The organism is Cyclobacterium sp. (assembly GCF_014762705.1).
GTDB lineage: Bacteria > Bacteroidota > Bacteroidia > Cytophagales > Cyclobacteriaceae > Cyclobacterium.
The window spans coordinates 26509-41499 of the sequence record NZ_JABURL010000086.1 but is presented as its reverse complement, the minus strand read 5'-3'; the positions used below and the strand labels follow the sequence as shown (position 1 = coordinate 41499).

The 14991-nt window shown below is 43.8% G+C and carries 10 protein-coding genes; 2 read left to right on the top strand and 8 right to left on the bottom strand.

Annotated elements, in window-relative coordinates:
• Positions 1-448 precede the first annotated feature (448 nt).
• From HUJ21_RS16270 to HUJ21_RS16235, 8 genes are all read right to left on the bottom strand, one after another.
• Complete coding sequence (locus HUJ21_RS16270; protein ID WP_291371654.1) at positions 449-775, bottom strand: type II toxin-antitoxin system PemK/MazF family toxin; 327 nt, start codon at positions 773-775, stop codon at positions 449-451.
• 10 nt (positions 776-785) lie between these two features.
• Entirely contained in the window at positions 786-950 is a 165-nt protein-coding gene (locus tag HUJ21_RS16265) for a hypothetical protein (RefSeq protein WP_291371639.1), read from the bottom strand.
• Positions 951-1362: 412 nt separating this feature from the next.
• Positions 1363-1884: a hypothetical protein gene (locus HUJ21_RS16260; RefSeq protein WP_291371637.1), complete on the bottom strand. Its 522-nt coding sequence runs from the start codon at positions 1882-1884 to the stop codon at positions 1363-1365.
• A gap of 110 nt (positions 1885-1994) precedes the next feature.
• Complete coding sequence (locus tag HUJ21_RS16255) at positions 1995-2453, bottom strand: DUF1569 domain-containing protein (protein WP_291371635.1); 459 nt, start codon at positions 2451-2453, stop codon at positions 1995-1997.
• A 677-nt stretch (positions 2454-3130) separates the two neighbouring features.
• Positions 3131-5341: a DUF5916 domain-containing protein gene (locus HUJ21_RS16250; protein ID WP_291371633.1), complete on the bottom strand. Its 2211-nt coding sequence runs from the start codon at positions 5339-5341 to the stop codon at positions 3131-3133.
• A gap of 105 nt (positions 5342-5446) precedes the next feature.
• Positions 5447-6679: an alkaline phosphatase family protein gene (locus HUJ21_RS16245; protein WP_291371631.1), complete on the bottom strand. Its 1233-nt coding sequence runs from the start codon at positions 6677-6679 to the stop codon at positions 5447-5449.
• A gap of 90 nt (positions 6680-6769) precedes the next feature.
• Positions 6770-8569, bottom strand: a complete 1800-nt coding sequence (locus HUJ21_RS16240) for a RagB/SusD family nutrient uptake outer membrane protein (RefSeq protein WP_291371629.1) — start codon at positions 8567-8569, stop codon at positions 6770-6772.
• 13 nt (positions 8570-8582) lie between these two features.
• Positions 8583-11816, bottom strand: coding sequence for a TonB-dependent receptor (locus HUJ21_RS16235; RefSeq protein ID WP_291371627.1), 3234 nt, complete (start codon positions 11814-11816; stop codon positions 8583-8585).
• Between the two features lie 196 nt (positions 11817-12012).
• On the opposite strand from HUJ21_RS16235, the gene HUJ21_RS16230 reads away from it, so the two are divergent.
• Both HUJ21_RS16230 and HUJ21_RS16225 read left to right on the top strand, forming a co-directional pair.
• Positions 12013-12627 (top strand): TetR family transcriptional regulator, encoded by a 615-nt coding sequence (locus tag HUJ21_RS16230; RefSeq protein ID WP_291371625.1) that lies wholly within the window; start codon positions 12013-12015, stop codon positions 12625-12627.
• Positions 12628-12811: 184 nt separating this feature from the next.
• On the top strand, positions 12812-14962 hold the full coding sequence (locus HUJ21_RS16225) for a carbohydrate binding family 9 domain-containing protein (protein ID WP_291371623.1): 2151 nt from the start codon (positions 12812-12814) through the stop codon (positions 14960-14962).
• Positions 14963-14991: the final 29 nt, after the last annotated feature.

Genomic DNA, 14991 nt, shown 5'->3' with positions numbered 1-14991 from the left:
AAGGGGAGGTACCAGTGCCCTAAGGGTTGTAGCATGTGCATTATTGACTGCTAAATGATGGCAAAGCCATTGAAATGCTATCTTTTGGAATCGGCTATATTCCTTTTGAAGAGGTTATGGAAGTGAACCATTGCCTGAAATCTGGATTTTGGTGTATGATCAATTGCCTACTGCTTTAGCGGTAGGCATATAGGGTCTATCAGCAGCAGCATCGGCTTTAGCCAAATCTTTTGAACCGCTCGCTTTCCCAATCATATGCCCCGTACATTTTCGCTATTTTGGCTAAAACCAGGGTATTTAGAATTCTGTTTTTTGGAATGTCCTAAATTTCTTTGCAATTGAAGATAATTTGATAAAAATTATGGCTATAGAGTTGTTTGCCAACCGCCTAATTCCAAAAAATTTTTGTCACACATAATATTTTATTCATCATAAAAAACTTATCACCTTATTCAAGGGCAAGAACGATGCGGATATTCTCCATTACCTTTTCTATTAACTCATCCGGCAAGGTTCCAATTTTCCTGGTGAGCCTTTTATTGTCTATGGTCCTAATCTGGTCAATCATGATATCACAGGGCTGATTCAGATTCGCTACACCCTTGTTTAAATGAACCCTTAAAATCTCTGCTTTTGCTTGTACGTTTGTTGTGATTGGACAAACAATAGTTGAAGGGTGTGGAATTTTATTGAGCAGGTTTGTTTGAATGGCCACCACCGACCAAATCATTCTCGGTTCCGTTCCAATCTGAGGAATTAGATCTGCTGTCGTTATTTCTTATTGCTTATTCAGCATAATCAAAGGCTTCAAAATCCTTCAGAACTTTCATGGAATCCGCTTTTACCAGGTTGGATTCTATTTTCAACTTCTTCCCAAGAAGCTGCTTGCGTCGAAATTTATTATAAAAGGAGATTGCTTCGTTAATGTAACGATTCCTGGGTTGTTTCATTCGCTCGCGTATTTTTTAGGTTTCACGAAAAACCAGGTCGTCAATTTTAAGGGATTTATTCTTCATGATAGGTTTTTATTTTACAAAAGTATATATTTTCAGTATATCATTCAAGTATCAATTATTTAAGCCAACATCAGGTTTTTTTGTCAGGGATGTAATTCCCTGAAGTAATTTCCAAACCATTTTGACGTGCACTTTTTCCATTTCTTTGACCCAGAAACCTTTGATGTAAAAAACAAGTACTTCCATTGTGGTAACAAACTGTACATTCAAAAGACTTTATGAACGGGATCGTACTGTGGCAATCGGTTGCTTTCAATGGCTACAGACCTGAGCTAAAAACTAGGATTGCTGACTGCCATTTTACACTTTGGAAGAATCTTCAAACAAAGGTTACCCTCCCATTGATTTACGCCAAAACACGCTGCAACCTCGGCCGGTTATACCGCTGCACTGCAATGGGGTAACCATTCAACACGACATTCAAAAAAAAGAGCCAAAACGACTCCCTGATCCCATAAAAAAATGCCACTGCAGTACCGAAAACCAAAACGACGATGAAAATAATTGCGTGCCCAAATTCCGATTGGCGGGTTTTGTATTCTAATTGTTCTAAGGCAGCCCGGTCCTTTTTTACCGGTCTTGAGGTTTTATTGAGTTTCTCCCAGCCAATCCAAACCAGCAATTTCCTGAAACCGTTCACCCCAAGCCATCGATACACCGTTCCCCCCTTTTCCCACTTTTTGGTCTCAAAATAGTCCGATTGCAATGCGGGCTGCAGGGTTTCGGTATAGGCCAACAGCGCTGTCATCAACAGGAAATTCAATACCCAGGCAAACGAAAATGTATGCAATCCCTGCCAACTGCCTACCGCAATGATGCCGGCAACTACAAAAAGCCAGGTCAGACCCAGGATTGCGTATTTTCGCATCCGTTTTTTTCCCATAGCCCGGTAAATCTATCAGGTAAACAAAAGTGGACCAAAAGGGAGGTCTGCAAAAGAAGAAAAACCCGTTTGCAGCCTACCAAAATAAACTATATTCATACTCCAAATTGCGTCAGGTGGTGGTCCAGGTGCTTGTAAAACATGTTGTTCCATTCGTCTTTGGACAACTTGCCGAAGGACAAGGATTCCCTTCCATCGAAATGATCTGCTCCCAACTCCACGGTTTTGTGCAAATACTGGATCAGGCGTGCTTTCTCAACCTCAAAATCCCGCTCATCTGCAATGATAAACGCCGGTGCCGTACGGACGTTCTTTTTGTAGGGGGTTTCATTTACGACCATTTGATTCACAAAGGCTTTGAGGATTTGTCTCATTAAAAAATTTGGCTTGGGATGTTTGTTTTCATAAGCCATTTCATAGGTCACATTGCAATGGGCCAGCATCTGGGCCACATTCATTTTACCCCATTGAGCAGGGGAATTGGACTTAAGCGAATTAACCCGCCGGATCAGCTCATCTGCCACTTTTTTGTCGAAAATATTGGGTAAAGCCATATTGTCTGTAGTTAGTTTTGGTAATGATACCAGTTTAAAACCAAATTTTTTCCTTGAGCATCAATTGATTACAATTTGTTTCACAGAACCCGGGTCATCCTTAAAATAAATGATACTCCCTCCAAATCAACACCAAAAGGCCTATTCACAATATACCCGTAAAAAGATAATTTACAAAAGCTTGATTTGCCTGAATAATCCTTTCCAAAAAACCATCAGCTGGCTCTTAAACCAGCTTAATTTTTGCTTAAAGAAATTCTCTACCTGGTAAATTTATCTATAGTATCCTGTGGTGCTATTTTCGGTGCACCGGGGAATGAGTTTCATAACGTACGCTATTTTAAATGTAGTTCGAATTTTTTTAACCACATAGTAGTAAATCACACATAGGTAATCCTGGATCCAAAAGGTAGCTAAAAAAAGATTGTCGTACGCAAATCACAAAAAAAGCATTCGTGAAAATGGTTGATTCACAAAAAAATCCCTCCCGACTAGATTCTGGACAGTATCAGCCGACTTGGAAATGGGGATTTGTGTTCGGTGGATTTGGTCAGTACCTCACCAGCCTTGCACTTCTTTAGCCGATTAAAATTTACCAAGTTCAGCTTTGATCACCTACTGCAGGGAGTCTTCCATATCAAGGAAATTTGACGAAGAAACACGAACCGACAGCCTTTTTACAAATTCAACCAATAATTCAACTTCATTACAAATGCCCTTTGTTTGGAAGCAAAGGTGTCCGGGAAATAATTGTCCGTATAAACCACAAACAGATCAGATACCGGGGCATAGCGCCATTGAATCCGGGTATTGATGTTGATATTGTCGATCTGATTGTTGTACTGAATAAAAGTGGTCCAAAACAGGCTTCGGGTAAAAGTAAGATCGATGCGTGGGCCGATCAGGAAGAGGTCGGCATCTGTTTGTGGCTCTGGAAGCCGGATCCGGCTATAGCTCAGGTTCATGGAAATATTCGCCAGGTAACCAATCCGCCATTGTGCCATTCCCGTAAAATTGGCCATGGTCCCGCTGTAATATTGACCTACTTGTCCGGTACCCCTGAGTGCCAGTGCTTTCCTGGGGTCAGTACGAAAATCAATCCCCAAATAGTTGTACCGGTAAGCCGTGCCATCCGCCAGCGGTTCTCCTCCGGTCCGTGTAGGGTCAAAAGGGAAAAACAAATAGGTATATTGGTTATTGGCGCTAAGGGTTACTTCGGCGAAGGAGTGAAACTGCACCAGGTAATTCAGGGTATGCAGCTCATCTGTTACTCCCAGGTATGCATTCCACAAGGTTTCGGACAAGAAGCCGGGACCATGTCTGTTCACATGCTCGGATTCCGGAAAAAAAGTGTACCCTATTTCCGGCGCAATCCGCTGGTATCCCGCCCGGGGTGTGTATCCTACCAAAGGATTGTAGTTTTCTCCCACATTGGAGTAGGCCAGGCCCGCATTGAAGTTCACATCATTAAAGGCCAACTGTGCATGTCCGGTACCAACATCTTCCTGTACCCCTTTTTCAAATGTTCGGTGGTAAAAAAACTTTCCGCTCCAGCGGTTGTCTTTGGAAAAAAGATTGTAGTCTATTCCGGCGAGGCGGTTGTAGTCCCCTCCTTTCAGGTTGGCTCCCCCCCTTTCCATATCCACGGTTTCCCGGTTGATCAGCATGACACCCACATTGGACCTGTTAAAGACTTTCCGTTGGAGGGCAGCAACAGAGAAATTTTTGCCGCTAATACCCCGCAAGGGATCGCTGCCCGTTTGCATGTTCATGGCTCCGATCCTCCAGTCATCGGTCAGTTTCCCACTTAACCTGGCACCATAGAGGATCTGGTTCTGCACATTCTGCCCTGTGGATTCATCCCTATCTACTCCTATCCGGCGAGAGAAAAAGGGCCGGATACGGTCTGTTCCAAAATCAGCAAATAAATCCACATTTTCCAGGAAAAACTGTCTCCTTTCCGGGAAGAAAATTTCAAAGCGATCCAGATTGGTCACCTGCTCATCCACTTCTACCTGCGAAAAATCAGGATTCACGGTCAGGTCCAGGTTCATGGCCGGACCCAGCCCTATTTTGGCATCTCCTCCAAATGAAGGCTTTAACGGTTCGCTAATGCCCTCAAGCGAATTATTCGAAGTAGCCATTGCAGCATACGGTATGACCGAATAATTCCCCCCTGATTTTGGTAGTGGTTCCGGGAAATACAAATTCCGGGAAAAGGCCATGTGGGTCACATTGAAGTTACGGGGAATGGGTGTCCAGGTAGTTTTTTCGGAGTATTTGCTGTCAATCCTGTAAATGTTCACGTTCCAGTTGTCTGTTGCATCTTTGTAGCGCAGCGTAGAGAAAGGGATGGCTATTTCAGCTACCCATCGGTCCTCCAGTATTACCGCCTCGGAATACCACTTGTTGTCCCAGGCCAGGTTAAAATCTGTGGGTTGCAGTCCACCATTCCCCATCATGGCTTCCCGCTGCACCCCATATGGATTTACACCAAAGATGTAGCCATTGGTTTTGTCGTTAAACGTATCAATCACAAAACTGATCCCATCATTTTGATTTCCCCGAAAATCGCGCCGCAGGGAGGTGCTCACGTAGGCCTCCCGGGGTTCCGGGCTGAGCATAATGGCGGCAATGTAAAGGAACTTGTCGTCGTAGGCGATTTTCACCCTGGTTTCGGCAATAGCCGGCAAAGTATCGGTGGGGAAGGTCTGGATAAAATCGGCAATCCAGCCCTCTTCCTGCCAGACTTTTTCATTTAATTCACCATCTATGGCAAGGGATTCTTCTATTTTCACGGCGAACACACCAACAGACTCCTGACCCTGGCTAAGAACAATTAAATTAGTTAAAAAAAATATTAAATGATATAAAATTAGTTTTTTCATGAGGTTTGGTGTTTAAAGACCAATTTAAGCCCTTAAACACCAAACATATTACTTTATTTACATAAATGGTACCTTGAAAGGGTAAACATTTGAAGAAAGCCGTTGTTATTCCTGGTTTTTCAACCAAACATTAATAAAGCCTTCGGGAAGCTCCATTGCTACTTTAAGGTTATCATATTTCATTTTCAAATCCAATTCAACAGTTTCCTTTCCCAAATCTACCTCTCCCAATAATCGATAAAGGTCTGAATTGCCATATCGAAATTGATTGGTTGGAGTAGCCCATATTTTCACCTTTCCACCGGAGCCATAATCCTGCCAGTTCAGTGTCAAATGCTCCCCATTAAGGCTGCCTTTCAAGTGAGAAGCAAAAGCTTCTCCCAATAGGGAGACTCCGTCAATTTCCATGGCCTGATTTTTTGGAATTACCACCCCCATATAGCGGGCTATGGTGGGAAATAAATCTACGATTCCGGGTGTGTTACCGGAAATTTCATTAAATATTTTGTTGGAAATAATCCAGGTTGCCCTTTCTTCATCGGATTGGCCTCCATGATGAAAACCTCCCTCTCCCCTGCCGTGATCGGTGGTGATAGCAATCATCCAATCTTCATCAAATTCTTTCTCCCTTTCCTTAATCGCTGACCAAATCAGTCCCACTTGTCTGTCTGCTTCCTGAATGGCCAGGTCCATTTCCGGGCTGGCACCGAACCTGTGGCCCATATCATCTGTGTATTGCAAGTATACCCAGGTAAGGTCAGGTGCCTTTCGGGAAATATCCTTCGCCGCATAAGCGGCCACTTCCTGATCTATTTTTTTGATGTATTCGCTTTTATCGTCATGGGGATAACCCAGGGTATCTACCTCCAAGCCGTCAAAATGGTAATCCAAATGCAAGCGTCCGGTTGCTTCCAGATTCTCACCCACCAACTTGGTCCGGTTGTCCAGCCAGGTAGAATATACTGCAGTGGTTTTATTGGGGTAATTTTCTTTGAAATGCCGGAAAATAGTCCAGTAATTGTAATTGGGGCGGCGAATGCTGTTTCCCTTTACATTGTGCTTGTTTACCCAAACACCTGTAAGCAGGCTATTGTAACCAACAGCCGAAATGGTGGGGGTTTCTGAATATCCTCCTTTTGCACCTCCTACATGGGCCGGAAAATATCCTCCTTCGGAGATGATTTCGTCCATATTGGGTGTGGGGTTTTTGATCAGCAATTCTCGTTGGATTCCGTCCAGAATAATAAACAAGGCTTTCTTTTCCTGAGCCTTCGTCTGAAAAGAAATTAAAAAAATACCTGCAAAAAGGAATGGAAGGGTATAAATGCTAAGCTTCATAGGATGTTTTTTGTAATAATTTTGTAGGTATAGAAAAAAGTAAGCTGCCCGCAATCGCCGGCAGCTTACTTGTAAGAAACTTTCAATTAATTATTCCCAGCCGAAGATTTGTTCTAAATTCGGGTTCAGAGTTGTCTGTTGAAAGGGAATGGGTCTGTAATAGTACTTGGGATCTTCGAATGTTCGCTCCGCCGTTTCAGTGACCAGTGTACCTCCCTGTGATCCGTTTTCCATGTAAACCGTCACATTGTCATCCACAGTACCAGCTTTGTAATAGATCAGCATTTTTCCCAGGGAGTTGGTCTCCTTCTGTGGGTCACCCGGAACGTCCGCACCCTTGTCAATCAGGATAATGTCTTCAACACCATCCCCTGTCAAATCGTACTTACCAAGACCCGGAAAATACATGCCTTCGGGGATGTTTTCCAATAATTTTCCGGAAGACCAGCGCATCAGGTCATCGTAACGATATCCCTCCAGGGCAAACTCTACTCTTCTTTCTCTGCGAATCTCCAAAATGGCTCCAGTCATGGGCCCACTTACATTGGGATGTTTGGCCGCAAGAAAGGCATCTGGCTGGGCGTTGACCAATGAGACCTGCAAGTCGGGCATACCGGCTCTTTGCCGCAAGAGGTTGACTGAAATATCTGCATCTGCCTGAGTCAGGCTGCCCAATTCTGCCAACGCTTCTGCATAGGTCAGCAAAACTTCTGCATACCGGTATACCGGAAAATCCAAGCTGCCCAATGCCACATTATCCGTGGTATTGTTGTATCCCTTTTGTTGGAAATAACCTGTAAAGTTTCTGCTTAGAATAGGAATAAATGCATCAGGCTCCGGGGCCCTTACCCAACCCGGATATACCAGCGTTTGGGCCATACGGGGATCCCTGTTTTCAAATTCTTCCACATAGCCCAGGGTTTCAAAACCAGGTTGGTCGGTAAACCTGGACCCATCCTGCATCAGGTAGGTTTGTACCAAATCCCTGGACGGAGATTGCTCATAAGTTCCAAAAACAGTATAATTGATATCACTGTTCCTGTCCTTATTCAGGTCATAGGGGTTGAAAAGTATTACTTCCGAATTACCTGATAGATCCTGGCTGTTAAACAAGGCCTTGTAATCACTTCCCGGATTTCCGGTTTGGTGCAAGGAAAAGTTACCGGAGTCCATGATTTCCTTGGACAGGTCTCTTGCCAGTGTAAGAAAATCATTGGCCGATCCCTGAAGGCCCAATTCGTCATGATATTTCCTGAAAGTACCTTCGTACAATGCCACCCGGGCATAAAGGGTTTTTACAGCCCAGTTACCAGGGGTACCTGAGGGTACGTCTTCCCGCACATGTTGGGCAGCAAAGGCCAGATCTTCCATTACCCCATTCATAACGGTTTCTCTGGAATCCCTACCCTTATACAACAACTCTTCATCGGATGGATTTAACAGTTGACCGTACCAGGGTACATCGGAGTATCGCTTGACCATTTCAAAATAAAACACTGCCCGATAGAACCTGGCCAATCCTTCATAATGCTGAATGGCCTCAGGGCTGGCAGCTGCATTGGGGCTATTTTCAAGGAAGTAATTGATATTTCTCAATCTGGCCCAATTCCAGCCTCCGGTGATGTTTTGGGAATTGGGTGTTCCTGTCATCATACTTTTGATTTCGATGGCCCCTGTGGTGGCCATGTTATCACTGCTTTGATCTTGCTGGTATTCAAACATACCGGGCAAGGAAAGCAAACCGTTCACATAAAGCCTCAGGTCTTCCTCGGTTTTGAAAAACTCCTCCGGGGAAATCGATGTCTGTGGATACCTTTCCATGAAGTCTTCATCGCAGGATGCCATGAAGAGCATGCTAAAGGCCAATAGGTAAATGCTATATTTTTTCATTTTATTTCTTCTTTTACAAGTCAATGTTAACACCAAATGAATACCTTCTCTGGAAAGGATATGACCAACCATAACCGTTATTTACGGCTTCCGGATCCACAAAGGATTTGATGGCCGAAAATTCATACAGGTTTTCTCCGGTCACGAAGAATCGTATCCTGCTGGCGTTGATTCTGGCTGCTATTTCCTGTGGAAGGGAGTATCCAAGAGTTAAATTTTTTACCCTCAGATAAGCGGCATTGAGAAGGTAGCCTGTTTGAGGAATATCCAGCCCGGATCCATAATTGTTGTCCGCCAACCAGGACTGCAGTACCGGATACCTGGAATCCAGGTTCTGATCTGCCAAACCAGCATCCAGATAGGATTGACTGTGCTGGGCACGGAGGGCTTCCCCGTCGGCCTGTCCCCTGTAAAAATCCAGGTTCCAAGGATAAATATTGGCATAGGGCTGTTGATATGGACCCCAGAAAATGTAGTGTTGGGGATAATAATCCTGACGACCTACTCCCTGCAAAAACATAGAAACATCAAAACCATTCCATGACACATTCAGGTTTGCTCCCAGCTGGTATCGAGGCCTGCTATTGCCAATAATGCTAAGGTCTTTAGCATCGGTTTCCGTAAGGCCCTGTTCTATTTTTCCATCATTGTTCAGGTCTACATATTTTGGCCAGCCGGGCACAATGTCCAGGGCCCCCCAGGGTACGATTGCCGTTTGGTCCAATTGGCTGATCTCATCTTCCGAGCTGAACATTCCATCATTGACCAATCCCCAGATTTCTCCAACTTCCTGACCTACCCGGTAATTGGACAGCAATCCTTGTTCGTTTTCGTAGCTGGTGATCCATGATCTGGAATCAGAAATGAAAAACTTAGAAGAAAACTGTACGGGATTTTCATAACTGCCAAACTGGTTTCTGTAATTTAATGTCAGTTCCCAGCCTTTGGTTTGCAAATCAGCCGCATTTTGCTGAGGAGGTGAGGTGCCCAATACGCCCGGTAATTCTACAGGGTTGGTGAGCATGTCTTTGGTATCCCGGATAAAGTAATCAAAAGTAGCAAAGAATTTATCCTCCCAGAGTCCAAAATCAACCCCGAAATTGGTGGTAATCACCCTTTCCCAGGTGTAGAAATTGGGATCCACAGCCAGTGCCGGAGCACTGTTCACTACCACTTGCCGGTCGCCTCCAATCAGGTAGTTGGAAAGCCCTGTAGGTAATGCCTGTAAATAGCCAAAGTTAGACACGTTTTGGTTGCCCAGGCTTCCATAAGAACCCCTGAATTTGAGGGTAGGAGCTGCTCCCATGGCCATGTCTTGAAAGAAACCTTCGTCGCTGATAATCCAGGCACCGGAAATAGACGGGAAAAAGCCCCATCGGTTAGAGGAAGGAAAGCGGGAAGAACCGTCATACCGTCCATTGAATTCTAAAATATATTTATTGTCATAGGTGTAGTTGGCCCTGCCAAACACACTTTGCGTCGCATAGGAGCTGTATCCCGGTCGAATAAAAGAATCTCCGGTAGTCAAACCAAGGTAAGGCAAAGAAGAGGATATCAATACTCTTCTTTCTGATTCCACGGAAGAATAGGAATAACTTTCCTGATTGTACCCGGCAAGAATGTTTATGGAGTGATCTCCAAATGATTTGGTATAATTTCCATAAAGATCAAAAATCGTGTTTTGGAGGTTCCCATTTCTTTCTGCCACCAGGCCATCTCCCCCTTCGGTTCTGATGTCATCCGGACCGAAACCAATGTCAAACTTCCTTCTATCCCAACCGTAAATCCACTGCTCTCTTTTAAAACTACCATTACCTGTCACGGTAAGATCACCATCCAGGAAGGTACCTGTGGCCCGGAGGATATTGTGGAAACCGAACATGTCCTCCCGGTTTCTTCCTCCGTCTACTAGTCTGGCGGCAAGTCTGCCTGCATCGGTATTGGCCCAGGTTCCATCGGGGTTTTCAGCAACTTCTATTGGAGTTAGGTAATAAATATCTGTGATGTTATTGGTAGATTCCGCCCTTTTGGTCTGGTAAATGTTAAGGTTGTTGTCCAGTTTCAGCCATTTTTTAGGAGTCGCGGTAATGCGAGCACGCAGGGAATAACGGTCCCAGTTATCGGGCTGCAATTTATTCATGCCGTTTTCCCGGGTGTAATCTCCGGACACATAATAAGTCATGGGAAGGTTTTCATTGTTCGAACTCCCGCTGATGGCCAGACTCTGATTGGTGGAGAAGCTGGCATTGTTAAAAAAATAACCGTACCAGTCATTATTGCCCATATAGGCCCACTGATTGGGATTATTGGGATCTACCCGAACATCCTCCACAGAAGGGTCTGCAGATCGCTCTCTGGCCCATTGGTAGTGAAAATCATTGAAATTGATGTAATTCCATGGTGTGTTGCTGGTCGCCTGGTCCATCACCCTGGAATAAATATAGGGATCTGTTACCGGCTGAGGAAGGACTGTGGGTTTTCCCCAGGAAAAATTACTATTGTAAGAGATGGTTTGCTTTTCCCCACCTTGTTTGGTAGTGATCAGCACCACCCCAAAAGCAGCTCTTGCTCCATAAATGGCAGCAGAGGCGGCATCTCTCAACACTGAAAACGACTCAATATCTGCAGGATTTAATCGTAACAAATCCTCATAGGCTACTGCTATACCATCAATGACGATCAAAGGTCCTCCTCCATTAATGGAAGTAAAGCCCCTGATATTGATATCCGGTACCGTGCCGGGGCGGCCACCGGAATAGGTGATATTCAGACCTGGGCTGGCTCCCTGCAAACCTTGCATGACATTGGCTACAGGTCGGTTGATGATATCTTCTCCGGAAACCTGATCAACGGCCCCTGTCAGGTTGATCTTCTTTTGGGTACCATAGCCCACGACCACCACCTGCTCCAAAAGGGTTTCTTCTGCAGATAAAGTCACGTCTATGGTACTTCGATCTCCGACGATGATATTCTGCGTTTCGAAACCGATAAAGGAGAAAACAAGCTCTGACTGAGCAGAGGCCACTTCAATGCTGTAGGCCCCGTCAATATCTGTAATGCTTACATTATTCCCGCCTTTTTGATATACAGAGACACCTGGTAATGGCAGATCTTCTACCCCATCTTTGACAACACCACTAACCGTAATCTGGGCCAGGGCTGTCCACGTCACCATCAAACTCAGGAGCAAGCTTAAAAAAGCTGCTTTCTTGTTGATGTTTTTGAATTGATGTAAAACTTTTTCCATGTATTATTTAGGTATTGGTGATAAAATATATGCTGATTCGGATCGCAATTTAGGCGACTACTGTTACCTCAATATTAAACCCCTGTTACTTTTCATTTATTGAATATTCATTCAATATTAAATATTTTAAATTAAATAAAAAATCGCTATAAAGAATACTTTTTTGACTAAATTAGCCTTTTTATTTTACGAAGGTATGAAAAAGAAGGTAAAAGCGGAGAAAAAAAAGGAAATCATTACAGGCTTTTATGATTTATCCCGTCTGGAGGGAATTGAAAACGTATCGATTGCCAAAATTGGCAAACACCTGGGCATGCCACCAAGTCTGATCATGCACTATTTCCCAAACAAGAGGCTTTTGGTACTGGGATTGATTGCCCATATACTCCACCAGTATCAACTGATTTATAAGCCAATCATTAACAAGTTGGAAAAAGACCATAAAGTTTACCCCGAACTGTTGGTCAACCGGCTTTTTTCAAGAGAATGGAACCTGCTATTTGATGATGGTGTGTTTTTTAGTTGTTTTGCGATGACATTTCGGGATGAAACCATCAAAAAAGAATATAAAAAGCTCCATATTAAACTACGAAATACGTTAAAAACTTTATTGGACAAAGACCCTGTTTTTGCCAGAGGGGACACGGCATTATTGGCGGAAAAAATTTTTGTAGTCATTGAAGGGGCTTATTATTACCTCTCCCTTATTGAAGATGAAAAGGAATACGAAAGAAAATTAAGTATTTTTAAAGATCAGGTTTTTCAGCTACTTCAAGTGGAAAGTCAATTGATTCTGGATGAAAATGAGTGATCCCAATAAACTACACTTCTGATTGGGGAAAATTCCCGGAATAGGCCATATCCATCTGGGGTCTTATCCGACCAAAAGACCTTCTATAAAAAAACATGCCCGTAAGCCGGTATAAATATTTTATTTTGTGGTACAAATAAACATTATGCGTTTAAGGTTTATCCCAATTATTATTCTTTTGACTATGCTTTCACCCATTCTTTGGGCGCAGGAAATGGGAGAAATTAAGGCTTACCGATTAAAAGTAAATGATTCTCCGGTCATGGATGGTAGGTTGGATGAAAGTTTTTGGAAACAAGTAAATACCGCAACTTCATTCCGGCAACAGGAGCCACTTGAAGGCCAATTGGCAACAGAGCAAACGGCTGTTCAGGTTGCTTTTGATGAAAGAAATCTTTACCTGGGTGTGAGAATGTATGACAGCGAGCCTGGAAATATTAAAGCTTATCAAAGAAGAAGAGATGCGGATCTGGCTACAGATGATTTTTTTGCCTTGATTCTGGACACCTATGATGACCAGCGGTCGGCATTTTATTTTGAGACCAACCCCCTGGGGATGATGGGAGATGGCATTCTCCGAACGGGACAGGGGGCGCAAATCAACAGGGACTGGAACGGCATATGGAGGGTTTGGGTCAGTAGGGATGAAAAAGGATGGATTGCAGAGTTTAGGATTCCTTTCATGACACTGAATTTCAACCCAAATAATGAAACCTGGGGAATTAATTTTTTAAGAACGATTCGAAGAAAAAATGAAATCACCCTTTGGGAAGGGTACAGGAGAAACCAGGGAATAGAAAGGCCGCAGGATGCTGGCAAACTAACCGGTTTGTCCCAAATCAATCAGGGCTTGGGCCTGGAAGCCATTCCCTACGCCATAGCCTCAAGGTCCCAGACCCGGATTGACCCTGAAACCCCTGTGAGGCAGGAAAGTACTTTCAATGCCGGCGGAGAATTGAATTATAATATCAACCCAAATTTAAAAGCAGGAATAACCATAAATACTGATTTTGCGGAAGCGGAAGTCGATGACAGGCAGGTAAACCTCACCCGTTTTCCTATTTTATTGCCCGAAAGAAGGGATTTTTTCCTTCAGGGAGCCAATGTTTTTCAATTTGCCCCATCCAGTAATCCCAATCCTTACTTCAGCAGGCGTATCGGACTCCAGGATGGAAGGACCATCCCCATCAATTATGGGGGCAGGCTTATCGGTAGAATTAACAACACAGATATCGGCATGATCCATGTAAAAACCGGTGAGGCGCGAGAACTCCCCGGCGAAAACTTTACTGTTGCCAGGGTGCTACAGAATATTTCAAGCGAAAGTACGGTTGGTGCCATCTATACCAGAAGGGAAACCGCAGGAGACAGTTTACCTGTAAGAGAAACTTTCGGGGCCGACATCAGTCTGAGTACTTCAAAATTTTTAGGAAACAAAAATTTCCAGTTTGAAACTTTCTTTGTGGGTCATACACCTTCTTTTTTCAATGATAGCAGTAGTTTGATGGACAGGTCTGTCAGAGGGTTTCGGTTTAACTTTCCCAATCAACCCTGGGATGCTCATGTATCGTATCGGGAATTTGGTATTCAATACAACCCGGCAGTAGGTTTTGTTCCCCGTGTTGGATTCAGAAGGCTGCAGCCCACAATAACCTATAACCCCCTGATGGAAAAAAGCAAGATTTTGAGGGAAATCAGCTGGGAATATGACTTTGAATACCTGATGATGATGAATTGGGAACCAGCCACTGTAAATCATGAAATCCGTGTCCTTGGATTAAGATTTGAATCCGGGGACATTCTAAATTTTTCCGCTTTGCACAATTATGAATTTCTGGATTATACATTCGATATCCTCAGGGATGGCACCTATTTGATCCCCGAGGGCAGGTACCAAAACAGGGGTTATTCCATTGAGGCCATATCAGCTCCCTTTAGGAAGATCGGAGGATCTGCCACCTGGACCAATATAGGCTTCTGGACAGGCAGGCAGTCCAATCTGGAAGCAGATATTTTTATGAGACCTATCGTGGGGCTGAACATGACACTTAGCTATATCTACAGTAAAGTTGATCTTGAGCAGGGAAATTTCAAAACTCATTTGTTAAGGTTGAATAGCAGCTATGACTTTTCACCCTGGGTATCCATCAATTTCAACATTCAATACGATAATGTGACCAAGAGATTGGGGACCAATAGCCGCTTTATCTGGATCATCAATCCGGGAAACACCTTATTTATCGTACACAATCATAATTGGCAGCGGTTTATGGACAGACTTCGTCCCATGGAGATACAGTCTACCATCAAATTGGCCTATACTTTTAGATTCTGAAAATTAGGCTTTCCAATATTTTTTAGATT